Source organism: Acetobacter sp. DsW_063, from assembly GCF_002153745.1.
GTDB lineage: Bacteria > Pseudomonadota > Alphaproteobacteria > Acetobacterales > Acetobacteraceae > Acetobacter.
Genome location: NZ_JOPL01000005.1, coordinates 241,954 through 266,978, shown reverse-complemented (window position 1 = coordinate 266,978; position 25,025 = coordinate 241,954). Strand labels below are relative to the sequence as shown.

Annotated in this window: 19 protein-coding genes; 8 read left to right on the top strand and 11 right to left on the bottom strand. The window is 61.9% G+C overall.

Features of this window, described 5'->3' with window-relative positions; all coding sequences use genetic code 11:
• The first annotated feature begins 10 nt into the window (after positions 1–10).
• A complete protein-coding gene (locus tag HK28_RS01285) occupies positions 11–844 on the top strand; it encodes an SDR family oxidoreductase (protein ID WP_086642785.1) in 834 nt (277 codons plus the stop codon).
• A 130-nt stretch (positions 845–974) separates the two neighbouring features.
• Positions 975–2,315: a cytosine permease gene (locus HK28_RS01280; protein WP_086642784.1), complete on the top strand. Its 1,341-nt coding sequence runs from the start codon at positions 975–977 to the stop codon at positions 2,313–2,315.
• 33 nt (positions 2,316–2,348) lie between these two features.
• Here HK28_RS01280 and ftsY read toward each other — a convergent pair whose 3' ends face one another.
• The 3 genes from ftsY to dapF form a co-directional block, all read right to left on the bottom strand.
• Complete coding sequence (ftsY, locus tag HK28_RS01275) at positions 2,349–3,305, bottom strand: signal recognition particle-docking protein FtsY (RefSeq protein ID WP_086642783.1); 957 nt, start codon at positions 3,303–3,305, stop codon at positions 2,349–2,351.
• Between the two features lies 1 nt (position 3,306).
• Complete coding sequence (mtaB, locus tag HK28_RS01270; protein ID WP_086642823.1) at positions 3,307–4,560, bottom strand: tRNA (N(6)-L-threonylcarbamoyladenosine(37)-C(2))-methylthiotransferase MtaB; 1,254 nt, start codon at positions 4,558–4,560, stop codon at positions 3,307–3,309.
• 149 nt (positions 4,561–4,709) lie between these two features.
• Positions 4,710–5,549, bottom strand: coding sequence for a diaminopimelate epimerase (dapF, locus tag HK28_RS01265; protein WP_086642822.1), 840 nt, complete (start codon positions 5,547–5,549; stop codon positions 4,710–4,712).
• A gap of 682 nt (positions 5,550–6,231) precedes the next feature.
• Here dapF and HK28_RS01260 point away from each other — a divergent pair.
• Positions 6,232–7,995: a DEAD/DEAH box helicase gene (locus tag HK28_RS01260; protein ID WP_086642782.1), complete on the top strand. Its 1,764-nt coding sequence runs from the start codon at positions 6,232–6,234 to the stop codon at positions 7,993–7,995.
• Positions 7,996–8,393: 398 nt separating this feature from the next.
• Here the strand turns inward: HK28_RS01260 and HK28_RS01255 are convergent, their stop codons facing one another.
• Together HK28_RS01255 and HK28_RS13640 are read right to left on the bottom strand one after the other, a co-directional pair.
• Positions 8,394–9,554, bottom strand: a complete 1,161-nt coding sequence (locus HK28_RS01255; protein WP_086642781.1) for an OmpA family protein — start codon at positions 9,552–9,554, stop codon at positions 8,394–8,396.
• 12 nt (positions 9,555–9,566) lie between these two features.
• A complete protein-coding gene (locus HK28_RS13640; protein ID WP_143217271.1) occupies positions 9,567–9,749 on the bottom strand; it encodes a hypothetical protein in 183 nt (60 codons plus the stop codon).
• Between the two features lie 34 nt (positions 9,750–9,783).
• Here HK28_RS13640 and HK28_RS01250 point away from each other — a divergent pair, with 34 nt between their 5' ends.
• From HK28_RS01250 to HK28_RS01240, 3 genes are all read left to right on the top strand, one after another.
• The gene (locus HK28_RS01250) at positions 9,784–10,470 is read left to right on the top strand and encodes an ATP-dependent Clp protease proteolytic subunit (protein WP_086642821.1); all 687 of its coding nucleotides are present in this window, start codon (positions 9,784–9,786) and stop codon (positions 10,468–10,470) included.
• A gap of 105 nt (positions 10,471–10,575) precedes the next feature.
• Entirely contained in the window at positions 10,576–11,589 is a 1,014-nt protein-coding gene (locus tag HK28_RS01245) for a ferritin-like domain-containing protein (protein ID WP_086642780.1), read from the top strand.
• Positions 11,586–12,446: a hypothetical protein gene (locus HK28_RS01240; RefSeq protein WP_086642779.1), complete on the top strand. Its 861-nt coding sequence runs from the start codon at positions 11,586–11,588 to the stop codon at positions 12,444–12,446. The genes HK28_RS01245 and HK28_RS01240 overlap by 4 nt, the downstream gene beginning before the upstream one ends.
• Positions 12,447–12,800: 354 nt before the next feature.
• Here the strand turns inward: HK28_RS01240 and HK28_RS01235 are convergent, their stop codons facing one another.
• The 4 genes from HK28_RS01235 to hutU form a co-directional block, all read right to left on the bottom strand.
• Positions 12,801–13,949: an alpha-hydroxy acid oxidase gene (locus tag HK28_RS01235; RefSeq protein ID WP_086642778.1), complete on the bottom strand. Its 1,149-nt coding sequence runs from the start codon at positions 13,947–13,949 to the stop codon at positions 12,801–12,803.
• 37 nt (positions 13,950–13,986) lie between these two features.
• On the bottom strand, positions 13,987–15,342 hold the full coding sequence (locus HK28_RS01230) for a cytochrome P450 (RefSeq protein WP_086642777.1): 1,356 nt from the start codon (positions 15,340–15,342) through the stop codon (positions 13,987–13,989).
• A 309-nt stretch (positions 15,343–15,651) separates the two neighbouring features.
• The gene (hutH, locus tag HK28_RS01225) at positions 15,652–17,202 is read right to left on the bottom strand and encodes a histidine ammonia-lyase (RefSeq protein ID WP_086642776.1); all 1,551 of its coding nucleotides are present in this window, start codon (positions 17,200–17,202) and stop codon (positions 15,652–15,654) included.
• Between the two features lie 3 nt (positions 17,203–17,205).
• A complete protein-coding gene (gene hutU / locus HK28_RS01220) occupies positions 17,206–18,939 on the bottom strand; it encodes a urocanate hydratase (RefSeq protein ID WP_086642775.1) in 1,734 nt (577 codons plus the stop codon).
• 241 nt (positions 18,940–19,180) lie between these two features.
• Between hutU and HK28_RS01215 the strand changes: the two genes are divergently transcribed.
• Positions 19,181–20,584 (top strand): cytosine permease, encoded by a 1,404-nt coding sequence (locus HK28_RS01215; RefSeq protein ID WP_086642774.1) that lies wholly within the window; start codon positions 19,181–19,183, stop codon positions 20,582–20,584.
• Between the two features lie 372 nt (positions 20,585–20,956).
• On the top strand, positions 20,957–22,327 hold the full coding sequence (locus HK28_RS01210; protein WP_086642773.1) for an NAD-dependent succinate-semialdehyde dehydrogenase: 1,371 nt from the start codon (positions 20,957–20,959) through the stop codon (positions 22,325–22,327).
• A gap of 77 nt (positions 22,328–22,404) precedes the next feature.
• Here HK28_RS01210 and HK28_RS01205 read toward each other — a convergent pair whose 3' ends face one another.
• A complete protein-coding gene (locus HK28_RS01205) occupies positions 22,405–23,664 on the bottom strand; it encodes a Zn-dependent hydrolase (protein ID WP_086642772.1) in 1,260 nt (419 codons plus the stop codon).
• Positions 23,665–23,754: 90 nt separating this feature from the next.
• Positions 23,755–25,023: an NAD-dependent dihydropyrimidine dehydrogenase subunit PreA gene (preA, locus tag HK28_RS01200; protein ID WP_086642771.1), complete on the bottom strand. Its 1,269-nt coding sequence runs from the start codon at positions 25,021–25,023 to the stop codon at positions 23,755–23,757.
• Between the last annotated feature and the right edge of the window lie 2 nt (positions 25,024–25,025).

The following is a 25,025-nucleotide window of genomic DNA, read 5'->3' as shown; positions in this document are numbered from 1 at the left end:
TAGCGCGACTATGAAACGGACCTCGCTTCTGATCACCGGCGCGGCGTCGGGCCTTGGCCGCGCGCTCGCGTTGAAGCAGGCGAAGCCCGGCGCGACACTTCACCTCGTCGACCACGACGCTATCCGTCTGCAAGATACCGTCGCGCGCGCTGAAGCGCTCGGCGCCCGGTGCGAGGGGCGCCGCATCGATGTCCGCGACGCGACGGCGATGAAGGCGCTGGTGTCGGGGTGTAGGCAGTTGGATCTGGTGATCGCCTGCGCAGGCGTGACGGGCGGGGTCACACGCCTATCGAACTGTCCGACCACTGGCGGCGCTGCTTCGCTGGAATCCGAACGGCAGGTCCGGGTGATGATCGAGACCAATCTCCTGGGCGTGATCAACACGGTGATGCCCGCGATCGACATTATCCGCTCCCAACCGCGTGCGGACGACGGCCTTCGCGGCCGCATCTGCGCCATCTCCTCCGTCGCGGGCGTCGTGTCGTTTCCCGGCACGCCGTCCTATTGCGCGACCAAGGCCGCCGTAGACCGCTTCATGGTGGCGACAGGCGGCAATCTGCGCCGCGAGGGCGTGCTGCTGTCGTCCGTCGTGTGCGGCTTCATCTCAACGCCCATGGCGAACGTGAACGAATTTCACATGCCCGGACTGACGCAGGTTCAACACGCCGCCGACCGCATCATGAACGGACTGAACCGCAACAAGCGGAGAATTGTCTTTCCACGCTGGCTCGTCGCTGGCTCGCGTCTGATGGACATGCTGCCGATCAGTCTCGCTGAAAAATATTACCTCAATCAGCCTGTCGGCGCCGCCGGGACATTGTGCCGGGCAGGCGACCCTTCCTGAGGCGGGCTGACCGCATATACGCCGCCCGCGCTCCGTATTAACGTTACGAAGGCGATTCGCCGGCCGTCGCATCCCCATCAACGGAACCTCGCCATTGACACCGCCCTCGCAGCGTAACGCTCACGCCCTGATGGAAGATCTGTCGGCGGCTTCCGTGCGCGAACCCGCCCCGCTCTCACGCAAGACAATGCCGATGGACCGCGTGTTCTGGAGCCATTTCTCCCCCAATCTGGGGCCGGGAGGCTGGGTCACCGGCGCCCTGCTGGTCAGCCTTGGGCTGGATTTTCGGACCGGCGTGCTTGCGATCCTGCTCGGCAATGCGATCGGCGCATTGCCGGTCGCGCTGGCCGCGGCGATCGGACCGCCCACGGGCCTCACCCAGATGGAGGCTTCGCGCCGAGCGCTCGGAACGCTGGGCGTAAGGCCGCCGTCGTTTCTCAACTGGCTCTATTGCGTCGGCTGGGATGCGGTGAACAACGTGCCCGCCGCCGCCGCGCTGATCGCGTTGCTCGCCGTGTTCGGTCTTTCTGCGCCGTTCTGGCTCGCGCTCGGCGTGCTGGCCGGCGTGCAGATGATCGCCTCGGTTTACGGACATCACGTCGTTCAGGCGCTTCAGAAATATCTGGGGGCGCTGCTGCTGGCGGTATTCGCCCTGATCGGCCTGACTTTCGCGGCAAACGGCGGATCAGTAATCCATGCGGAACATTCTGTCGGCTTCGCCACATTTCTGCTCGCCGTCGGGATTCTCGTCAGTTTCAACCTGTCATGGGCGACCTACTCGTCCGACTACACACGATATTTGCCGGTGGACGCCAACCCGAAACGTGTAGTGCCCCTCGCTCTCGCCGGGTTGCTGACCTCCGCCGTACCGTTCCAGATCCTCGGATTGCTAACCGCAGCGAGCATCGCGGAACCCTCGCCGACCGCAGTGATCGCCAGTCTTCAGCATGCAATGGGACCGCTTGGACCGCTTGCGCTCGCCGCCATCGCGCTGTCGTCGATCACTGGAAATTCTTTCAACGACAATACTGCCAGCTACAGCCTGATTTCGGCTGGCATTCATGTCCCGCGCGTCGCGGCGGCGATCATCACTGCCTCGCTCGGCTACGTGCTGGCTGTCGCGGGCGCCGGACGTTACGCGTCGCTCTACACGGACTACCTGCTGGTGACGATGTACTGGATAGCGCCTTGGGCGGGGATCGTACTCGCGGACTGGTATCTGGTCAAAAAGAACGATCCCAACGTCGCATACGGGCATGAGCCGGACGCACCGTCGGGCTGGACGCATGGAGCGACGATTTTCGTCGTGACGTCCGCGCTGACGGTTCTGTTGTTCTCCACAAGCAGCCTCTATACCGGGCCTATAGCGCGTTGGCTGGGCGGCGCGGATATCGGCTACTATGTCGGCTTTTTTGTCGCCGCGCTCTGGTACGCTGCGGCAGCCCGCACGCGCAGCGCAAGCTCGCGTTAAAGCCGCGTCGTCAAAGGCTTCCGTGTTCCGCCGTCAGTCCTCGCTCGGCGCTTCTTCGGAAACCTCGGCGACGGTCGACACCTCCGCCTTGCCCACCAGCCCGCGCGCGAAATCCTCCGCCGAGAACGGACGCAGGTCCTCCGCCTTCTCGCCCACGCCCACGGCGTGCACAGGCAGCTTGAACGCATCGGCCAGAGCCACGACCACGCCACCGCGCGCCGAACCGTCCAGCTTCGTGACGATCAGGCCCGTGACGTTCACCAGTTCGCGGAATACGCGGACTTGCTCCAGCGCGTTCTGCCCCGTGGTGGCGTCCAGAACCAGAATGACCGAATGCGGCGCCGTCTCGTCGAATTTCTTCATCACGCGGATGATCTTCGCGAGTTCTTCCATGAGGGCGCCCTTATTGTGCAGGCGCCCGGCAGTGTCGATCAGCAGCAGATCGGCGCCTTCCGCGCGACCGCGGCGCAGCGCCTCAAAGGCCAGACCTGCGGCGTCGGCGCCCGGTTTGCCGGCGATCACCGGCGTTCCGGTGCGCTCACCCCATACCTGCAACTGTTCGACGGCGGCGGCGCGGAAGGTATCGCCCGCGACCATCAGGACCTTCTTGCCCTGCTCGCTGAAATAGCGAGCCATCTTGCCGATCGTCGTCGTCTTGCCTGTGCCGTTGACGCCGACCATCAGCACGACATGCGGCTTGAGAGCCGGGTCAGGCTCAAAAGGGATCGCAACGGGCAGCAACACGCGAGCGATTTCCTCGGACAGCGCAGCGCGAATTTCGTCGTCCGTCACCTCCGCCCCGAACCGCGTCGCGCGGAACGAATCGATGACGCGGCCCGCGACCGCCGGGCCGAGGTCGGCCGCGATCAGATGATCTTCAAGATCCTCCAGCGCCGCTTCGTCGAGCTTGCGCTTCGTGAAGACCGCTCCGAGTTTCTGGGTGGAACGAGACAGGCCCTGCTTGAGCCGTGAGAAAAAACCGAGCGCCATGTCAGATCGTTTCCGCCACGACGCCGCCCGCGTCAACCGCTACGGCGCGCACGCGCTCTATGCGTCCGATCTCGGAAAGCTTCGTCAGCCGTACCGGCGCGAACTCCTCGCTATGGCCGGAATCGGCCGTCTCCATGAGCACGCTCAAATCCTGCCCGATAAGGCTGCGGTAATACGCCTGCGCCGCCGCCTCGCCGAGAGCGCGGATACGCGCGGCGCGCACCTTCCGCTCGACAACCTGCACGGCGGGCATCCGCGCGGCAGGCGTGCCGGGACGCGCGCTGTACGGGAAGACATGCAAAAACGGCAGTGACGCCTGTTCGACGAACGCCAGTGTCTCTTCGAACAGCGCGTCGTCTTCGGTAGGAAAACCAGCGATCAGATCGGCTCCGATGCCGATACGCGGCCTAATCGATCGAGCGCGCTCGATGACCCTGGCTGCGTCCTCCACCAGATGCCGCCGCTTCATGCGCTTGAGGATCATGTCGGATCCCGCCTGCAACGAAAGGTGCAGATAAGGCATGAAGCGAGGCTCGGACTCCAGCAGGCGCCATATATCCTCATCAATCTCCACCGGATCGACGGAAGACAGCCGCAGCCGCTCCAGTTCAGGCACAAGCGCCAGCAGGCGACGACATAGCTGCCCGAGACGCGGCGTCCCCGGCAGGTCTCCGCCCCATGACGTGATGTCCACGCCCGTCAGTACGACTTCACGGTAACCCGACGCCACCAGCGCCCGCACCTGCTCCACGACCGCCCCGACCGGGGCGGAGCGCGACGGCCCGCGACCGAACGGGATGATGCAGAAGGTGCAGCGATGATCGCAGCCCTGTTGCACCTCGACGAAGGCGCGCGTGCGGCCTGCGAACTCCGTCACCAGGTGCCCGGCCGTCTCCCGCGCGGCCATGATGTCGGAAACCGCGTTCCCCTGCGTGAGCGCTGCGGGCGTCCAGCTTTCCGCCTTGAGCTTGTCTTCGTTCCCCAGCACGCGTGTCACACCCGGCAGAGCGGACCAACGATCAGGGTCGATCTGTGCGGCGCAGCCTGTGACGACAATGCGCGCGCCGGGACGCTGGCGATGAGCGCGGCGAATGGCCTGTCGCGCCTGCCGCTCAGCCTCGCCCGTCACGGCGCAGGTGTTGACGATGATCACATCGTCGAGCCCTGTGGCATGGCCGCGCATGACTTCGCTCTCATACGTGTTGAGGCGACAGCCGAACGTCAGGATATCGACGCCACGCTCAGGCGAAGGCATGGGCAAAGAGGACAGCTCCGGCGACGTAAATTCGGATGCAACTCCGGGCGCGGAGTCCGGCGCGAAAGCCGGGACGGATTCCAGCGAGGATTCCGATGAGAGTTCCGGCGAAGACGCCGCTGGACGTTCCATCAAATGCTCAGGCGCGCTCATCGGGGGAACGCCTCAAGATCGACGACGCCATCGAAGGCGAAGGCGGCCGGACCGGTCATCAGCACATGATCGTCGTCCGCCCACTCGATAAGCAATTCGCCACCGTCGGCCTCAACCGTCATGCGACGCTCCCCAAGGCCGCGTCGCGCCGCGTTAACCACCGCAGCACACGCGCCTGAGCCGCAGGCCAACGTAAATCCGGCGCCGCGCTCCCACACCCGCAAGCGCATGCGATCCGGCGCGTCGATGCGGGCGAAACCCGCGTTGACGCGTTGCGAGAACAACTCGTGGATCTCGATCTCAGGCCCTGCGGAGGACGCGGCGATATCGTCGACGAAGAACGTCGCATGCGGGTTGCCCATCGACAGCGCTGCAGGCTCTCCCGCCAGCGGCAGCCGGAGCGTATCCGCTTCATGAGCCAACGGCACGTCGCGCCAGTCCAGCTTCGGGCGACCCATATCGACCGTCACATACGCCTCGCCCCGCTCGCCCGCGTCAAGCACCCGAGCGGCCAGCAAACCGGCCTGCGTGCGCAACGTGAACGATCGGGCGTCGCTCTCGCGCGCCAGAAGCGCCGCGACGCAACGCGAGGCATTGCCGCACGCACCGGCCTCGCCGCCGTCCGGGTTGAAGAAACGCACATGCACGTCCGTGTTCCCGCCTTCCGCTTGAATGTCAGGACGGGACAGCGTCACGAACTGATCGGCCCCTATGCCGCGTTTGCGGTCCATCAGCGCGGCGATGCGCCGCGGCGTCAGATCGAGCGATCGGTCACGTTCGTCAACCACGACGAAATCGTTCCCCAGTCCATGCATCTTGTGAAAAGCGGCGCGCATGCGGGCCTTATAAGGCATCCTCCTGCGGGTTGCGAGGATTGCCTCACGCGGATTTTCAAGCGGGCATGGACTGAGCCGTTGCAGCGATGACCACCAGCTTCGCCGCTGAACCACACGGTCCAGACATCCTTTAATCGGCGATATGGCGCAAAATTACGGAGCTGTGTCGCGTTGAGAGGCTCCGGGCGGCGCTGTTTCGCCGCGTCAGCACCGCGCTGAGGTCATCCCACATATGCGAGCCTGAGAAACGAATCCAGTTTCCGGCCACATAAGGCTGACCAGAAAACCCTTAGCTCCAAGCCGCAGAAACTCGTCACTTACCGGGGAGTGGAAGAGCACTTGACCTTCGTCAACGACGACGCACCGACGCGGAATCTGGCGACACCAGAACCGCAAATGCACGACTGGCTCCCGATCCGACGCAGCTATGACTTGAACATTCACGGCACGAGGGCTAAACCCCAGCGTTCCGGTGACGTCACCCGACACGGCGTTTCGTCTTTGTCGGCGGTTCAAACCGCCACCGGCTCCCACAATCGACCGCTCCATCGTCAGGAACGCCGTCGTCCGCGCGCCTGCGCACTACCGGCAGGCCGCAGCGTCATACGTCGTGAATGCTGGCGTTCGTCGGCGATAGTCTTTATTCCCACCATCCGATCCCGCTCAGGAAACCTTTACCGTCATGCCTTTTCCGGACTCCGCCGCCCCCCTCGCCCGCGCGCTCGCCGAACGCGGCTATGAAGAGCCGACCGCCGTTCAGGCCGCCGTGCTCGCGCCGGAGGCGCGCGGACGCGATCTTCTCGTCTCTGCGCGCACCGGTTCAGGCAAGACCGTCGCCTTCGGCCTCGCCATGGCGGAAGAACTGCTCAACGACGAAGGACGCGCCATTCACGCTGCGACGCCTGCTGTTCTGGTCGTGGCGCCGACGCGCGAACTGGCGCTTCAGGTCAAAAACGAACTGACCTGGCTTTACGCCCAGACGGGCGCCCGCATCGTCTCCTGCGTCGGCGGCATGGAGCCTCGGCGTGAGGCAAGCGCATTGGCCGCCGGTTGTCAGATCGTCGTCGGCACCCCCGGCCGCCTTTGCGATCATCTGGCGCGCGGCAACCTGAACCTTTCGGCTTTGCGCGTCGTCGTTCTCGACGAGGCTGACGAGATGCTCGATCTCGGCTTCCGCGAAGAGCTTGAGACCCTGTTGCAGGCGAGCCCGGAGACGAAGCGCAGCTTCCTGTTCTCCGCAACCATCGCCCGCGAAATCGCCCGCCTGGCCAAGCGTTACCAGCGCGACGCGTTGCGGATCGACACGATTGGCGACAACGCTCCTCATTCAGATATCGAATACCGCGCCGTTCTGGCCGACCAGACCGACACGACGGGCGCAATCATCAACGTCCTGCGTCTGGTTGGCAGCCCCTGCGCAATGGTTTTCTGCCATACCCGTGAAGGCGTGCGGCAGATGCAGTCGGCCCTGCTCCAGCACGGCTTCGCCTCGGTCGCCATCTCCGGCGAACTCGGCCAGAACGAACGCAGCCGCGCGATCGAAAGTCTGCGCAACGGGCAGGCGCAGGTCTGCGTCGCGACCGACGTCGCCGCGCGCGGCATCGACGTGCCGACCCTCGGCCTCGTGATCCACGCCAGCCTCCCCAGCAATCCAGCGACCTTGTTGCACCGCTCCGGCCGTACGGGTCGCGCCGGCCGCAAGGGCGTTTGCGTGCTGGTCACCACGCCCGCGCGCAGACGTCAGGCCGATCGCTTGTTTCAGGCGGCGGGTGTCGAGGTCACGTGGAGCGCCGCGCCGACCCCCGACGCGATCCGCGCCGCCGACGTCGAGCGCCTGCTCGCCGATCCGGTCCTCGTCAGCAAACCGCCCTCTGATCAGATCGCTCTTATCGAACGGCTGGTCACCGAGCGGACGCCTGAGCAACTGGCCGCAGCCCTTATCGGATTGTGGAACTCCCGCCTGCCGGAAGCCGCGCGCATTCGCGCCATCGCGCCAGGCGCCCCATCCCCGCGCGAACGCGCCCCCGCCGCCGCCCGACGCGACAATGCGGACGGTCCTCCGACGCGCCGACGCGCCGAGCAGCGCGACGGATCGGGCTCATGGTTCCGCCTGTCCGTGGGACGCGCCGATCGCGCCGACCCGAAATGGCTCGTGCCGCTCCTTTGCCGCCTCGGCGGCGTGACGAAGCCGGACATCGGCGCAATCCGTATCGCGCCGACATATACGCTTGTCGAAATCGCGTCGGACAAGGCTGAGCGCTTCGCGTCATGCGCATCGGCGACTGACGATGACGAGATCAAGATCGAACCAGCTCAGGCGCCATCCGACAACGAAGCGCCTCCGGCTCGTGGCCGTTCGCCCGGCAAGAAGCCCGCATACAAAGGCGGCGGCGGCAAAGGACGCAGTGATCGTCCCGCAGGCCCGTCTTCACGCAAGCGTCGTTGAGATGCGGCCCATTCAAGCGGAAAACTTGAATGGGCGAGAGACGCGGCGCATGACGCCTCAGTATAGTGTCCACCTCGGTTCGGTGGGCACTGTTCAGTTTATAGGAACGACTATGCGAACCCGTCGGTGAGTCGAGTTCGTAGAAACGGATGACGGCGTCGAGTTAAGCCGCCGCTTGGGCAGGGACACCAGCTGACTGAAAAAATCCCATTCCAAACAAGTAGCCTGAAGCGCGTAGACGCGAAAAAGAGCCCTCATTCGACCTGCACGACGGCGGGCTATGCGCTGGGCGGCGTAAATGGCGGCTTCACGCCTGCTGCCCAATAATCGCACACACCGCAAATCATACCTGCAGCGGGAGCAGGGACGCCCCACGCCATTCTACAATCGAAAAATCGTCAGCCGTTTTTGCTCACATGGGCATCGGCTCCAAACGCCGATCCTGAAATACGGACTGCAGAGCCTGGTACGCCTCTTTTGACAAGAATATCAGCAAGCGTTCGGGCGCGCAGCAATCCCAGCTCAACAGCGCGCGCCTGATCTTCGGGAGCCACGGACACCGTATCGCCGGCGCCACGCACAAAGAGCGTGGTGCCCCCGCGCGTGGCGACCAATTTGTTCAGCGCAGGCTCCTGCCCGGTCGCGAGTTGGTCCGAACCGGGCTGAAATCTGATCAGCACCCCGTCCGGATCCGACAGGTCGTAATCAGGGCGTTTGATGTCCGCCAGCTTCGAATCGGCGGGCGTTTCGAACCCCGGAAATTCAGCGGGAGCTGGAGGGGCATTGGGAATTTCCGGCAATACGACAGGCCCGACCTGAGCCGACGCCTTCGGCTCCCGAAATTCGGGCATAGCGATTTCGGCCTCGTCTTCCGACGTTTTGGCGGACGCAGTTTCTGCTTTTGGAGAAGTCACCGGTTTGGATGCAGAAACCTGAGACGAAGACGCTGAGGGCGCAGCCGTTGATATCTGAGGCGACGACGGCGCCTCAGCAGCATCTAAAGTGGCTCCCAACGACCCGTCAGGCACGCCCGGCGACGCTTTGGCGGGAGCGGCTCCAGTCGCCTTGCCTGTTGCTTGTGCGGCGCCTGTATCCGTCTTCGTTCCAGACGTTTTCGCCGCCGACTGACCTGGCGGAGGAGGAATGACCGGCGTCAGCGAGCCATTCTGCGCGACCGTACGCTGGTTGAGATTACGCGCCTGCACAAGTTGCTGGGTAAGCGACTGCCGGAGGGCGGGCGACGGAAGATCCGGCCCGGACGTTGGCGTCAATCCAACCTTGGGATACGGCGCAGCCTGCCCCGGCGGCGGCGGGCGTTGCAGAGCGATCGCGCCGCCCTGATGCTGCTGATACCACTCCAGCGTCGAATCGACGACGTCCCGGTGTTGGCATCCGGCCAGCGCGGCCATGAAGACCGAGCTTGCGGCAATTTTCGCCGCCATGCGCGAGAAAGGTGAAGGCTGCCCGACGGCTGGCGTGGACGGCGCAATCCCGCTCTGCCCGACAATATCGGCGGGCGGCGAAACGAGCATAAACTGACGGAGCGAAAGAAGCCTCATTTGCTGATCAGTCTAGCCCGTTCCATCGTTTCTGGCGAGGCGACGCCGAACGATTCCCTCTCGGCTTTCGAGCAGAGGCCCGCTAAGCCGCTTACGGGGCTCGCAATCATCAAGGAACGCCCCCATCTGCTTCGAACGCCTGCTCTCTCCGCCCCCTCTTGGCAGCGGACGCGCAGCGGCGCAGGATGTAGCCATGACTTCGCATCTCCATTCAGAGGAGGCCTCCGCTATGGGCTCCATGAAGAACGACCACGATCTGCGGCTTGCTCGCACACAATTCGATGAGGATCCGGACGGGCCCGACATCCCTGAGCCGCAGGGGCCGGACGTCAAGGAGCCGGACGACAACAAGACGCTATCGTCACCGATCAACGAGTTGGAGAGCCGTCTGTTTGATCAGCGCAAGGTGCTGATCTTCGGCGGGATCAACGACAAGATCGCCCGTGACGTCACCGGACGCCTGCTGGCGCTGGCCGGAGCCTCGGACAAGCCGATCGACGTGTACGTCAACTCGCCCGGCGGCCATGTCGAAAGCGGCGATACGATTCACGACATGATTCGTTTCGTCGATTCGATCGCCCCGGTGAACATCATCGGCACGGGCTGGGTCGCGTCCGCTGGCGCCCTGATCTTCGCCGCCGGCCACAAGGATCGCCGTTTCTGCCTGCCGAACACCCGCTTCCTGCTGCACCAGCCGATGGGCGGCGTGCGCGGCCCGGCGACGGACATCGACATCGAAGCGCGTGAGATCGTGAAGATGCGCGAGCGTCTGAACCGCCTCTTCGCCCGCGAGACCGGGCAGTCTTATGAGAAGATCTGCAAAGACACGGACCGGAACTACTGGATGTCCGCCGAAGAGGCGATTTCCTACGGTCTCGTGACCAAGGTCATTTCCAAGCTCTCCGAGCTCCACTAACGCACGCTCATTCCGCGCGAGCGTATCGCGCGGAATGGCCCTGCAATCGCTCGCAGTCCATCGGCCTTCGCCCGGATTTGCGGGCCTATACCGAGCGCCTGCGACATGAATGCTCTTTCTGATATCTACAGCCGTCTCCCTGACAATCTTGACGATCTGCCGCCCCCGCCCAACGAAGCTGCGGTGCAGGAAGCGGATTACCGCGCGCGTCACTGGAGTTCGGCGGTCCCGGGACCACTGAAACCGGGTTCTCAGGAACACAAGCAGGCTGTCGCGCAGATGTTCCGCGACACGTTCAATCCCTACAAGCCTTCGGTAATCAACTGGCCAAAGCTCGATCCGGAGACTTTGAAGCGCGTCACGTCGCTGCCGATCTGGGACATCGCCGTGCAAACCGAAGGCAAGGCCCGCCTCCGTATGGCCGCCTACGCCAGCATGATCGACGATCCTGACATGAAGGACGCGATCTCGCGCAACGCGTGGGAAGAGAACCGGCACAAGGAAGTCCTCAGCAAGCTGGTCGAGGCGTATGGCATCGAAATGGCGCCGGAGCCGCCCTATATCGAGCCGAGCGATCCTGAATGGGCGTATCTCGTCACCGGGTTCTCCGAGTGCGTCGACAGCTTCTTCGCTTTCGGGCTGTTCAAGGTCGCGCAGACGTCAGGCTTTTTTCCCGCAGAGCTGATCGAGACGTTCGAACCGGTTATGCAGGAAGAGTGTCGTCATATCCTGCTCTTTGCGAACTGGCTGGCGTGGTATCGCGCCACCGGTCCGGCGTGGCGCCGTCCGTGGTTCGAACTGAAGGTGCTCGCTGTATGGTTCTTCCTTGTCTACGAACGCATCGGCCTCGCTCGTTCGGTTGACAGCGACGGGAAGGAGCACACGCAGGACAACAACTTCACGGTGACCGGCGCACAGGAAATGACCAGTCAGGATCTGACGCTGGCTGACTTCATGGCCCTGTGCCTCAAGGAAAACGACAAGCGTTTTTCAGGATATGATCGCAGGCTCCTGCGGCCCAAACTGGCGCCGAACCTCGCCAAGGCGGGTCTGTGGGCGCTTCGACTCGCAGGTCGCAGGCCGAAGGCGGAAGCAGACGGCGTTGTCGTTCCCGCATGAGCATCAAGGCGGGCTCAGACGCACATAAACGCCTGTTCTGTGAACAGTTCATCGCCACACACCAGTCGTTCGACCCGGAAACTCTGCCCTGGCCGGAGTTGAACGAGCGCGACCTGACCCGCTTGCGCAGCATTCCGTTCTGGCAGGAGGTGTATCACACCGAACGCCGGGCGGGAGCGATCGTCGACGCGTTCGCTCCCTTCGTGCGCGACCAACTGGTGCGGGATGCGGTTGAGATGCAAGGGCTCGAAGAGACCCGCCATGCTCGCCTGATCCGCACGATGATTGATCGCTACGGGATCAACGCCACGGAACAACCAATCGAAAAATTTCCCGCCGATCTTGAGACCGCATTCATCGATTTCGGATTCGGAGAATGCCTTGACGCGTTTTTGGGCTTCGGCGCCTTCAAGACTGCCCGCCAGTCGGAGTTTCTGCCACAGGGCCTGTTCGAGATCTTCGATCTGCTGATGTTCGAAGAAACGCGACACATCGTATTCTTTGTCAACTATATGGCCTGGCGAGAGCGGCAGCGCGGCCTTGGCCGAATACGGCGGACCATCAAGTCTTTGAAGTTCTACTCGCGAGCGGCGCAGCGGCTGCTCGGGATGGTGCGGCGCGGACAGGACGCCAATGACGGGCATGATTTCGCCGTGACGCAGACCGCTGTGTTCCTGGAAGGCTTCGCGTTCCGCAGCTTTGTCGAGGATTGTTATCGCGAAAATGCCCGCCGAATGGCCACGTTTGATCCGGATCTGATGCAGCCGCGCCTGCTGCCTGCAATCGCCAACCTGGCGCTGCAGGGGTTGCGGTTTTGGCCACATAAGCCGGCGCCCCAGACGCCTCATCCGGCGTAAGGCGTCACCGTGATGCACGTAGAGATGAACTTCTCGTGCGTGCATCAATGTATTTTCGAATATCCGAAGTCGGCGCTGATATTGCCTCTGGGTGCAAACAATGCACCATCGACGTTCAGAGATTGGAATATCCCTAGTATCAATAATATTTTCAAGAATTGAACATTCTTCGGGAACGCCACACAGCGGACTTCAGAAGCTCAGTCACGCGAAAGCCCCCCCTCGCGAAACCTTACCCCCACATTACGGACGGGTCCCAACCAATCCCCACTGAGGGAGGGGCTCGATCTGTGGCATGGCGTCCTCATGCGTGACGAGGGCCTTATCCACGAACCTTCGTGACCGGATGGCGCTTCAGTTCGCTCGCGCTCGCAATATCGCTGCCCCTCGATCCCGCAAAGCCGCAATCGAGGTCAATCCGGCCAAAGCCATAACGTCGCAGATTTCCTTCGCGAGACCTTCAAGGGTCGCCACGACTCCTGCATGACCACCTGCGGCGAGCCCCCAGGCCCATGGCCGCCCGATTGCAACAGATGTCGCGCCCAGCGCCAGAGCAGTGACGACATCGCCACCGCACCGGACGCCGCTATCGAGAATGACGTCTCCCCTGCCCGCCACGGCCTCGACGACATCCTGCAGGACGTCGAGGGTGGCTGGCGCGGGATCCATCTGCCTGCCGCCATGATTGGACACGACTACACCATCTGCGCCCGCCGACATGCAGGCGCGCGCGTCGTCGCTTTCCATCACACCCTTCACAACCAGCTTCCCCGCCCACTCCGCACGCAGCCAGTCGAGATCACGCCAGGTCAGCGTCGGGTCAATCTGTCCCGCCGCATTCCCCGCCTGCTCCAGCAAGGTCGCGCCCATATCGTAAGGCTCAAGATTGCCAATCCTGGGCTTTCCGCCACGCGCCATCCCAAGGCTCCAACGTGGATGCAACGCCATGGACGCCAACAGTGCAGGCGACGGGCGCGTCAGGCGTCGGAACCCGTTGCGTGCGTCCCGGCGGCGCAACGGGGTGATCGGCGTGTCGACGGTAAGGATGATCGTCCTGACGCCGCATGCTTTCGCCCGCGCCAACATATCCTGCGTCAGACCCCGGTCCCGGAAAACGTAGATCTGCGAATAAAGCTTCGCATCATTTGTGCGAGATAACTCTTCTATGGACGCTATGGAGAATGTCGACACGCCCATCGGGATGCCGACCCTCGCCGCGGCCGAAGCAGCAAAGCTCTCCCCGCCCGGCCACATCATGCCGCCAAATCCCAGAGGGGCCAGCATAAATGGCGCGCCCCAACGTTCTCCAAGGCAACCCGTTTCAAGATCCACGCGCGAAACATCGCTCAGGCATCGGGGCGTTATGGTCCAACGGCCAAACGCCGCCCGGTTAGCCTCCAGCGTCTTCTCCTGAAATGAACCGCCATCGACATAATCGCGAAAAAGTCTGGGAAGGCGGCGGTTAGCTAAACGCCGCATATCGTCGACACCAGAGAATTCCATGACCTGTCTTTCTGATTTCCGGTTTTTCATGAGGATTCTATCGGCTCACACGTCGTCGCGTCAGCCTGAACGCGGGCGCTCGCGAGGGGCGCGTCGAAAGCACGCCTACAGGCAGGACAGGGCGGTCGTCGCAGACTGCCACATGATAACGCTGCAGCAGGCGCGCCAGGACGAAGACCGCTTCGGCCATGGCCAATTGCGCCCCGATACAAACATGCGGCCCAACGCCAAATGGTAGATACGCGAATTTGTCCGGTTCGGGGCCACGCAGAAAACGCTCCGGGTCGAATGCGTTCGGCTGCGACCAGAGCGCCGGAGAGCGATGCAGCATCCAGAACGGCGTAAGCACCATTGCGCCGCGCTTGACTGCTTGTCCGCACAGTTCCGTGTCTTCCACCGCTTCCCTTCCGGTCATGAAAGCAGGAGGGAACAGCCGCAAGGCTTCGCGCACAATAGCCGTTACTACAGGGAGATTCTCCAGATTTGCGGCGGCGTTGTTAGGAGAGAGATCAACGTTGAGGACCTCATCCGCCGCCATATTCTGCCAATGATCAGCGTGGGCCAGAAGCCATACGGACCAAAACAGCGCGGTCGTGGTCGTTTCATGCCCTGCGACAATCATCGTCCCGACCTCGTCGATGACTTCCGGCCCGTGCGGAGCACCGTTAACGCTGACCGCCGCGACCAGAAGATCAAAAAGATCTCGTGGTTTTCCGGCCACTGCGGCAGGTGGTCGATCCGCGATAATGGCTTCGACCAACCGAACCCACCTCTTACGGAAACGCGCACGGCGCCAGTCGGTGAACGTCGGCGCCGACAGCGGTAAAAGAAAATCGGCCGGACGGGGGCGACCAATTCCCGTCATGAAGGACGTCACCATCTCACGAAGGGAGGTATTGAACCTCTCACTCGCCATGGAAAACATAGTGACTGCAGCAATATCCAATGCGAGAGCCTGCATGAACGCAAAGACGTCAACTACGCTGTCGTCACGCAGTGTTTGCAAGGCCTTTTCGGAAGATGACGCGATATGCGGCGTCAGCGCGGCGACCGCCCGTGGTGTGAACGCCGGAGCCATGGCCTTGCGACGCTCACGCCAGACAACACCTTCACTAACCAGAATGCCATCGCCGACAATCGGACCAAGCACACGTCGTCCCACCCGCAAGCGCCGAAACGTCGTAGCCTGCCCGATGAAAAGGGCCTTCATCGCCTCAGGGCCAGAGGCCAGCACCAGCGACTTTCCAGGAACGCGCAATGACACCACCGGCTCATGGAAACAACGCTCCGGGAACGCCGAGAAACCGTTGCGGCGCAATCGGGTCAGAATGCCAAAACCACTGATGGAATCAGGCGGTAACGATGGCATCGGCGGAGTGAATGGCGTGGACATGGCGCATTACAATGCACGGAATTTCTCATTCCGACCAGAGAACGTCAAACGGAAAATAAGCCCCCTCGTCCGCCACGCCCGCCCGCGGTTTATATGCTGCCTGACCGAAAGGGCTGCGAATGACTGTCGTTCGTCAGCGAAAGCGGCACACGCAGTATGTTCATGAACTCTCACGTCGTGCGGGCGACTTACCGAGCCAACGCTGCATAGCGAAAGCCCGGCATAACGCCGGGCTGTAATCTCACGGACATCACCAATTTCGGGGACTTTTCAAAGCACTGAAATGCGCCCGAAAACCGTAATCCCCTTTTAGCCCGCCATATCGACAGTCGGCAACGCAACGCCCGCAACCGCCTTCGGCAATGCCCGCTGACCAAGCAAAGCGACTGCCGCTTCGATATCTGGCGTGAACAGCCGATCCTTTTCATAGAAAGACACCGACGTCCGCAACGTAGCCACAGCGCGAACCAGCGGTTCAGACGACGCAAGCGGCGCAAGGAAATCGATTCCCTGGGCGCTTGCAAGATATTCGATAGCGAGAATGACGCGCACGTTATCGGCCATATCGCCCAGACGGCGCGCCGCAAACGTCGCCATGCTTACGTGATCTTCCTGATTGGCCGACGTCGGCAGACTGTCCACGCTGGCCGGATGCGCCAAGGTCTTGTTTTCCGAAGCCAGAGCAGCCGCAGTAACCTGCGCGATCATGAAGCCAGAGTTCAGACCGCTCTCTTTCACGAGGAATGGAGGAAGCCCGCTCATCTGCGCATCGACCAGCAGCGCCAGCCGTCTCTCCGCCAATGCGCCGATCTCCGCGATCGCTACGGCCAAAGAATCCGCGACGAGGGCCACGGGTTCAGCATGAAAATTGCCGCCGGAGATCATTTCATCAGTGTCAGCAAAGTGCAGCGGATTATCAGAAACCGCATTGGCCTCGATCAACAGAACCGAAGCTGCGTGACGCAGGCTGTCGAGGCACGCGCCCATAACCTGCGGCTGACACCGCAGGCAGTATGGATCCTGTACCCGTTCGTCATCTTCAATGTGGGACGCGCGGATCGCGGAACCGGACAACAACGCGCGGTAAACTGCCGCGCATTCGATCTGCCCGCGTTGCCCTCGCAATTCGTGCAGGCGCGGGTCGAACGGCGCGTCAGTGCCGCGCGCCGCGTCCAGCGTCATGGCGCCGATGACCAGAGCGCTCTGGAGCAACGTCTCGGCCGCGAACAGTCCGACCAGCGCCAGCGCCGTCGAGGCCTGCGTGCCGTTCAGAAGCGCTAGGCCCTCCTTCGGTCCCAGCTCCACGGGCGTCAGACCAGCTTCCGCCAGAGCCTGCGCACCCGGAAGCACCCGGCCATTCAGCGTCGCATGCCCTTCTCCGATCATCACAGCCGACATATGCGCAAGCGGAGCGAGGTCGCCTGACGCCCCGACCGAGCCTTTCTCGGGAATGACAGGCAGGACGCCCGCATTGAGCATATCCAGCAACAGCGACACGACCTCCGGCCTGACGCCGGAAAAACCGCGTGCCAGACCGTTCGCCTTCAAAAGCATGATCAGTCGCACGGCGTCATCGGCCATGGGCGCGCCGATGCCCGCCGCATGACTCAGCACAAGATTGCGTTGCAGCGCGCTGAGATCAACGTCGGCAATGCGCGTTTTCGCGAGTTTTCCAAATCCTGTGTTGACGCCGTAAACAGGCTCGCCCCGGGCGACGATGCGGTCCACCGAACGGGCGGCTTCGGCAAGCGTCTCGGCGACGTCATCCGCCAGCACGACATGCGCAGGATTTTGCAGAAATGCGCGAATATCATTCAGGGACAAGCATCCCGGAACAAGCGTCAGAGAGGTTTTTTCCATAGTTCAGACAGCCTTATTCGGAGCGACCATCGGCAAATCAAGGCCTTTTTCCCGAGCGCACTCGACGGCGATGTCGTAACCCGCGTCGGCGTGGCGCATGACGCCCGTCGCCGGATCGTTCCACAGCACACGTTCCAACCTGCGCGCAGCGTCCGGCGTGCCATCGGCGACGATGACCATGCCGGAGTGTTGCGAGAAACCCATCCCGACGCCACCGCCATGGTGCAGGGAAACCCACGTCGCGCCCGACGCCGTGTTCAACAGTGCATTAAGCAGCGGCCAGTCGGACACAGCGTCCGAACCATCGCGCATCGCTTCCGTCTCACGGTTGGGGCTGGCGACGGAGCCGCTGTCCAGATGGTCGCGCCCAATCACGATTGGCCCCTTGAGTTCACCGCTGGCGACCATTTCGTTGAAGGCGAGGCCCAGACGATGACGGTCTCCAAGCCCAACCCAGCAAATTCGCGACGGCAGACCCTGAAACTGGATCTTCTCCCGCGCCATGTCGAGCCAGTTGTGCAAGTGCCTGTCGTCGGGAAGCAGTTCCTTCACCTTGGCGTCAGTTTTGTAGATATCCTCAGGGTCGCCGGACAGCGCGGCCCAGCGGAACGGGCCGACGCCCCTGCAGAACAGCGGGCGGATATACGCCGGCACGAAACCCGGGAATGCAAAGGCGTCCTCGCAACCGACCTCCAAGGCCATCTGGCGGATATTGTTTCCGTAATCGAAGGTCGGCACGCCCATCTTGTGGAACGCCACCATCGCCTCGACCTGCAGCTTCATGGACTCCTTCGCCACTTTCTCAACCTCGGCAGGGTTCGTCACGCGCATCTTGGCGGCATGGTCGAGCGTCCACCCGGCCGGCAGATAGCCGTTCAGCGGATCATGGGCCGAGGTCTGGTCAGTCACGCCATCAGGGCGGACGCCACGTCGCACCAGTTCCGGGAAGACTTCGGCCGCATTGCCCAGCAGACCGACCGACACTGCCTTGCCACTCTTGCAGGCCGCGTCGATGATCTCCAGCGCTTCATCAAGCGTGTCGACGCGACGGTCCAGATATCCCGTCTGTAGACGTTTTTCGATGCGCGAAGGCTCGCACTCCACCGCAAGCATGGAAGCGCCCGCCATGACTGCCGCCAACGGCTGAGCGCCGCTCATACCGCCAAGACCGCCGGTAAGAATCCACCGTCCTGTCAGATCTCCGCCGTAATACTGGCGGCCCATCTCAACGAAAGTTTCATATGTGCCCTGAACGATCCCCTGACTGCCGATATAGATCCAGGAGCCCGCCGTCATCTGGCCGTACATCATGAGGCCAAGCCGATCGAGTTCGTTGAACTTGTCCCAGTTCGCCCAATGCGGGACGATGTTGGAGTTGGCGATCAGCACGCGCGGCGCGTCCGCATGGGTGCGGAAAACGCCGACCGGCTTGCCGGACTGCACCAGCAACGTCTGGTCGTCCTCAAGCGCCGTCAGGCTTTCCACGATCTTGTCGTAGCACGACCAGTTGCGCGCCGCGCGGCCTATGCCACCATACACAACCAGCTCTGACGGCTTTTCGGCCACGTCCGGATCGAGATTGTTCATCAGCATGCGCAGCGCCGCTTCCGTCTGCCACGACTTCGCCGTGCGCGTCGGTCCTGTATCCGCGCGAATCACGCGGTCGTTGGCTGTACGGCCAGAGCCGCCGTCTTCCGGTGCAGTCTGGGGGAGTGTGGAGAAGCGAGGCTCAGTCATCGGGCGACCTCATTGCTGAGTAGATGAGAGTTTAATTGTATAGACAAGTCAGTAGAAGCAAGGTCTTTTCCTGTCAATCCGTTTCATGTTGGTATGGATCCTGCGGCGCCTGAACAATGGGCGCCACGCAATTTCAGCCTAACTCACGCATAGGCAGAATATTGTCTGCGCCGGATCCCCTTCCGGTTACGATACGATTTTGGGCGTTATGCACCGCGCCCGTTCGCCCCAAGGAGGCCAGATGACCGATACGGTGACCGCGATCGAGGCGGAAACGATCTATCCGATCCCTCTCGACAAGCGGCACGGTCATCCTCGCGACCTGTTCACCATCTGGTTCGGCTCGAACATGATGATGCTTACACTGGTCACAGGAGCGCTCGCCACCACAGTCTACGCGCTGCCGCTGCTTCCGGCGCTGGTTTCCATGGTGGTCGGAAGTCTGATCGGCGGCGTGTTCATGGCGCTCCATGCCGCGCAGGGGCCTCGCCTTGGCGTGCCGCAGATGGTGCAGACCCGTGGTCAGTTCGGCTCCATCGGCGCAGCGCCAATCACGGTCCTGATCGTCCTCATGTATATCGGCTTCGCAGCGTCGAATCTCGTCCTCGGGGGCGAAGGGCTGGAGTTCATCCTGCCCGGCGTCGGACGCATGGGCGGCATATTGATCATCGCGATCGCGACACTGCTGCCGGTCGTGTTCGGCTACCGTATGATTCACGTTTCGGCGAAACTGATGAGCCTGTTTTGTGGGCTCGCGGTTCTCTACTGCCTGTTCGCCATCGGCATAAGTGGCTGGGACGTCATCGCCAGCGCACAGGATGGCGTGGTGAGCACACGCGGAGTTCTGGGAACCATATCGACCGCGGCGCTGTGGCAGATCGCTTACGCGCCCTATGTCTCAGATTACTCGCGCTATCTGCCGCCCGACGCAAAAGGCGAACGTGAGGCTTTCATCGCAAGTTTCTCGGGCTGCGTTCTTGGATCTCTGCTGGTCATGACTGTCGGAGCCATGATCGGCGTCATCGCGCATGGAGCTTCGGTCGTATCGACGCTCGGGCTTCAACTCGGACATGCCGCAGTGCCGATTCTGGTTCTTCTTTCCCTTGGTATTTCCGTCGCCAATGCGATGAACATTTACTGCGGCACGTTGTCGACCATCACTGTGGTGCAAACCTTCACGCCCAACCTGCGCCACGCCAGCCGGTCACGCATGGCGACCACATTAATCCTCCTTCTGATCTCTCTCGCAATGGCCCTCTTCATGGCCAAGAGCTTTCTTTCAACGTACAGCGAATTTCTCGAGCTTCTGATGTCGGTCATGGTGCCGTGGACCTCCATCAACCTGACGGATTACTACCTGATCCACCGGGGAGATTATGACGTCGCGTCATTCTTCGAACCCGATGGCGGGCGCTATGGCCATTACAACAAGCCCGCTTTTTTCTGCTATTTTGTCGGGATTCTCGTGCAAGTCCCGTTCCTCGCCAATGGAATGTATATCGGCCCCATGGCGAAGCTGTTCCATGGCGTCGATCTGTCCTGGTGCGTTGGCCTGCTGATCACCACGCCACTCTACTGGTATGTCGCACGGCGTTGGCCTTCTCTGCGGGAACACCCCACTACCGAAGTCGCAGCAAAAATCTGAGAAAAACAAGCTTGTGACCAGAGCGAAATCCTGCGACGCAGGCGGCTGACAGAACGAAATACGATCTCTCCGCCAGGAGCCCCCGAGAGAAAAGTCCGTCCAGTTGCTCCGGCAACTTCTCGGGGCTCGCACGTTATGATTGTAGGCAGTGCGGACACAACCATGTGAACGCAATGGCAGAGTCACTGTCGTAAACAGGCTTACCTCTGCAAGCAACTCAGGGTTAGCCTGTCGCCGTGCTGTCAAAAAGCGCAGGGTGACTCCAACGACGCGCCGATAATGCGACCCCGCCCTTGCACGGGGCGTCTATATCCACCCATATACAGACACTCGAACAAAACGACTGATCACGTCGTGACGGAGCAATGAGTGATGAGCATGTATCGCACCATCAATCCAGCCACTGGAAAGACGGAAAAAACGTACGAAACCCACAGCGACGCGCAGATGTTCTCGAAACTCGAAAAAGCGCACTCTCTTTGGGAAAGCTCATGGCGCAAGCTGTCCTTTGGGGAGCGTCGCGCAATCATGCAGAAAGCTGCGGATCTGCTGCGCCAGAACAAGGAAAAGCACGCACGGCTTATTTCAACGGAAATGGGAAAAATCCTTCCGGAGGCGCTCTGGGAGATCGAGGTTTCCGCTGACATCCTTGCTTACTACGCTGAAAAAGCAGAAACTTTCCTCGCTCCTAAGGAGCTTCCCGTCAAAACAGGTCACGCGACCGTCATCAGCCAGCCGCTCGGCGTAATTTACTGCGTGGAACCCTGGAACTTCCCGTATTATCAACTGGCGCGCGTTGCAGGCCCCAATCTAATGTCCGGCAACGTCGTTATGGTGAAGCACGCACCCGGCGTCCCGCAATGTGCCGAAGCGTTCGAAACGCTGTTCCGCGAAGCGGGCGCGCCCGAGGGTGCATACACAAACCTGTTCATTACCAATGACCAGTCCGAAGCGCTTATCGCCCGCCCGGAAGTGCGTGGCGTCGCCCTGACCGGCAGTGAGCGCGCAGGAAGCGCCGTTGCAGGACAAGCCGGGCGCGCGCTGAAGAAAAGCACCATGGAGCTTGGCGGCTCCGACGCCTTCATCGTGCTCGACGACGCCAATCTCGACGAAGTGGTCCCTCGCGCCGTCGCAGCGCGGATGAGCAACAACGGACAGGTCTGCACCGCCGCCAAACGGATGTTCGTACATGAAACGCTCGTCGACGAATTCACCATTCGTCTGGAGCAGGCGATTTCAGAGTTTCGCTATGGCGATCCACTGGAACAGGGCGTCACACACGGGCCGATGAGCAGCGAAGACGCCATGAAACGCGCGATCTCGCAGGTCGAAAAAGCAGTAGAAAACGGCGCCACACTGGTCACTGGCGGGAAACAACTCGATCAGGAAGGCTTCTATATGGGAGCCGCGATCCTGAAAGGAATCACCAAGGACAACCCAATCTTCTATGAGGAGATTTTCGGACCGGTCGCCTCAATTTACCCTGTAAGCGGCGACGACGAAGCCGTTGCGCTCGCCAACGACTCACCTTACGGGCTCGGTGGATCGGTTCACACTAGCGATGTCGCGCGCGGCAAAAAGATCGCCGAACGCATCGAGACGGGCATGGTGTTCATCAACGACGTGACAGGGACCGCGCCCGATCTACCATTCGGCGGCATCGGAAACTCAGGTTACGGAAGAGAACTTTCCGAATTCGGCATTGAAGAGTTCGTCAATCACAAGCTGATACGCACGCCCTGACGCACAGGAGACGCCCCCCAGAGGGCGTCTCCCATACGATTTGGCCCCAAGTTCCCCTTGGTGCCTCTAGTCCGGCGTCAGTTCAGCCGCTCGTCCGCATCCAGCACCGCACGAAGAAGAACGTTGGCTCCCGCCATGACATCGTCGGCTTCGGCGCTTTCTTCCTCGTTGTGGCTTACGCCACCCGCGCAGGGGATGAAAATCATGGTCGTGGGCGTGACACCCGCCATGTACACCGCATCGTGCCCGGCGCCCGAGACGATGTCCCGCGCCGGATAGGCGAAAGAATCCGCTGCGCGACGCACCGCGTCGATACAGGTCGGATCGAAACGCACCGCCGGAGAATCCCAGACAAGCTCGATCGTAATCTCCAGCCCGGATTCGGATGCGACTTGAGCCGCAGTCGATCGAAACGCCTCTTCCATACGCACGATGACCGCATCATCGGGATCGCGAAGATCGACCGAGAAGAACACCTCTCCCGGCACCACGTTACGGCTGTTAGGACGGTTCTCAAGCAGCCCGACGGTCCCCACAGCGCCCGGAGCATGCTTCAACGCGATGGATTGCACCGCCTCGATCAACTTTGCCGTTCCCACCAGCGCGTCCGCCCGCAGCGCCATTGGCGTGGCGCCCGCGTGCCCGTCGCGCCCGATCACCGTGACCTCGTACCACCGCATACCCTGCACGCCCGTCACGACGCCTATGGTTTTGCGTTCCGCTTCGAGAATCGGTCCCTGCTCAATATGCAATTCGAAATACGCGGCGACCGGATGATCGCCGCAACGCTCCGCGCCACGGTAGCCGATGCCGACCAGCGCATCCTCAAAACGGACGCCGTCCCGGTCGGTCTTGGCCAAAGCCTCCTCTTCCGTGAAAACGCCAGCGAACACGCCTGAACTGAGCATTGCAGGCGCGAACCGGGAACCCTCTTCGTTTGTCCAGTTTATCAATTCGATAGGGTGACGCGTCTCCCGCCCAGACTCGTGCAGTGCGCGCAATACGGCCAGGCCGCCCAACACGCCGACAATGCCGTCGAACTTGCCGCCTGTCGGCTGCGTGTCGAGATGGCTGCCCATAGTGATAGGCGGCAAAGAAGGATCGGTCCCCGGACGCCGAGCGAACTGATTGCCCATGGAATCGAACGTCACGACACAGCCCAGAGCCTCGCACGTTCTGACGAACCAGTCGCGAACCTGCCGGTCTTCCTCTGTCAACGTCAAACGCCGGATGCCGCCCTTCGGGGTCGCTCCGAAGCGAGCCGTCTCCAGAATGTCGGACCATAATTTTTCGCCATCCACCGTCACGTTGCCGCCAATGCCGTCAAAACCGCTCACGTCTTTCTCCTTATGGAGTAACAAAGAAAACGCCTCGGGCTTAGCCCGAGGCGCGAAGTCCAGCCAACCCGCCTGCCGAAACCCTAGAGCCTAGTGCGCGCCCGACATAGGGTTGTTCGGGTGATTCGGCCATGTCAACACGCCGTCGGTCGGCTGCGGCGCCATGGTGATGCAGTCATCGACCGGGCACACATGGGCGCAAAGATTGCAGCCCACGCACTCCTCGTCGATGACCTCGTAACGGCGAGAACCATCGACGCGTAAACGGGCGATGGCCTGATGCGAAGTATCCTCACAGGCGATGTGGCATAGCCCGCATTGAACGCACAGATCCTGATCAATACGCGCCAGTGTTTTGAATTTCAGATTCAACTGGTTCCAGTTGACGAAATTCGGAACGGCGCGCCCGACCACCTCTGAAAGAGACGTAAAATTTTTCTCGTCCATCCAGTTCGACAGACCGTCTTTCATGTCGTCGACCACGCGAAATCCGTAATGCATAGCCGCCGTGCAGACCTGCAGATTGGACGCGCCCATGACGAGAAATTCGGCTGCGTCGCGCCAGGTCGAAATTCCGCCGATGCCCGAGATCGGCAATCCTGCCAGATCCGGGCTGCGGGCGACTTCTCCAAGCATCCGCAACGCAATCGGTTTGACGGCGGGACCGCAATACCCTCCATGCGTCCCCATACCATCCACGACCGGAGTCGGCGCCATCGCGTCAAGATCGACGGAGACGACGGACTGGATCGTGTTGATCAGCGACACCGCATCCGCGCCCCCACGCATGGCCGCACGGGCGGGGGCGAGGATCGACGTTACGTTGGGCGTCAGCTTGACGATGGTCGGCATCCGACTGTGCTGTTTTACCCAGCGCGTGACCATCTCGACATATTCCGGAACCTGCCCGACGGCGGAGCCCATATTCCGCTCCGACATTCCGTGTGGGCAGCCGAAATTCAGCTCCAATCCGTCGGCTCCGGTTTCCTCCACCAGGGGCAAGATCGCTTTCCAGCTCTCCTCGACACAAGGCACCATCAGGCTGACGATAACCGCGCGGTCAGGGTAATCTCTTTTGACGTCCTTTATTTCCGCTAGATTGACTGCAAGAGGCCTGTCGCTGATCAGTTCGATATTGTTCAGGCCGAACATGCGCTCGCCCCGGTAGGACAACGCGCCGTAACGGCTGCTGACGTTGACGACCGGCGGATCTTCGCCAAGCGTCTTCCACACAACGCCGCCCCACCCGGCGTCGAAGGCGCGACGAACGTTATACGCCTTGTCGGTCGGAGGCGCGGACGCCAGCCAGAACGGGTTTGGCGAACGGATTCCGATAAAGTTGCTGCGAAGATCGGCCATCT

Bases quoted from the DNA above. Each gene is read 5' to 3' on its own strand.
- HK28_RS01285 (WP_086642785.1), top strand. From the start codon at position 11: ATGAAACGGACCTCGCTTCTGATCACCGGCGCGGCGTCGGGCCTTGGC.
- HK28_RS01280 (WP_086642784.1), top strand. From the start codon at position 975: ATGGAAGATCTGTCGGCGGCTTCCGTGCGCGAACCCGCCCCGCTCTCA.
- ftsY (WP_086642783.1), bottom strand. From the start codon at position 3,305: ATGGCGCTCGGTTTTTTCTCACGGCTCAAGCAGGGCCTGTCTCGTTCC.
- mtaB (WP_086642823.1), bottom strand. From the start codon at position 4,560: ATGCCTTCGCCTGAGCGTGGCGTCGATATCCTGACGTTCGGCTGTCGC.
- dapF (WP_086642822.1), bottom strand. From the start codon at position 5,549: ATGCGCGCCGCTTTTCACAAGATGCATGGACTGGGGAACGATTTCGTC.
- HK28_RS01260 (WP_086642782.1), top strand. From the start codon at position 6,232: ATGCCTTTTCCGGACTCCGCCGCCCCCCTCGCCCGCGCGCTCGCCGAA.
- HK28_RS01255 (WP_086642781.1), bottom strand. From the start codon at position 9,554: ATGAGGCTTCTTTCGCTCCGTCAGTTTATGCTCGTTTCGCCGCCCGCC.
- HK28_RS13640 (WP_143217271.1), bottom strand. From the start codon at position 9,749: ATGGCTACATCCTGCGCCGCTGCGCGTCCGCTGCCAAGAGGGGGCGGA.
- HK28_RS01250 (WP_086642821.1), top strand. From the start codon at position 9,784: ATGGGCTCCATGAAGAACGACCACGATCTGCGGCTTGCTCGCACACAA.
- HK28_RS01245 (WP_086642780.1), top strand. From the start codon at position 10,576: ATGAATGCTCTTTCTGATATCTACAGCCGTCTCCCTGACAATCTTGAC.
- HK28_RS01240 (WP_086642779.1), top strand. From the start codon at position 11,586: ATGAGCATCAAGGCGGGCTCAGACGCACATAAACGCCTGTTCTGTGAA.
- HK28_RS01235 (WP_086642778.1), bottom strand. From the start codon at position 13,949: ATGGAATTCTCTGGTGTCGACGATATGCGGCGTTTAGCTAACCGCCGC.
- HK28_RS01230 (WP_086642777.1), bottom strand. From the start codon at position 15,342: ATGTCCACGCCATTCACTCCGCCGATGCCATCGTTACCGCCTGATTCC.
- hutH (WP_086642776.1), bottom strand. From the start codon at position 17,202: ATGGAAAAAACCTCTCTGACGCTTGTTCCGGGATGCTTGTCCCTGAAT.
- hutU (WP_086642775.1), bottom strand. From the start codon at position 18,939: ATGACTGAGCCTCGCTTCTCCACACTCCCCCAGACTGCACCGGAAGAC.
- HK28_RS01215 (WP_086642774.1), top strand. From the start codon at position 19,181: ATGACCGATACGGTGACCGCGATCGAGGCGGAAACGATCTATCCGATC.
- HK28_RS01210 (WP_086642773.1), top strand. From the start codon at position 20,957: ATGAGCATGTATCGCACCATCAATCCAGCCACTGGAAAGACGGAAAAA.
- preA (WP_086642771.1), bottom strand. From the start codon at position 25,023: ATGGCCGATCTTCGCAGCAACTTTATCGGAATCCGTTCGCCAAACCCG.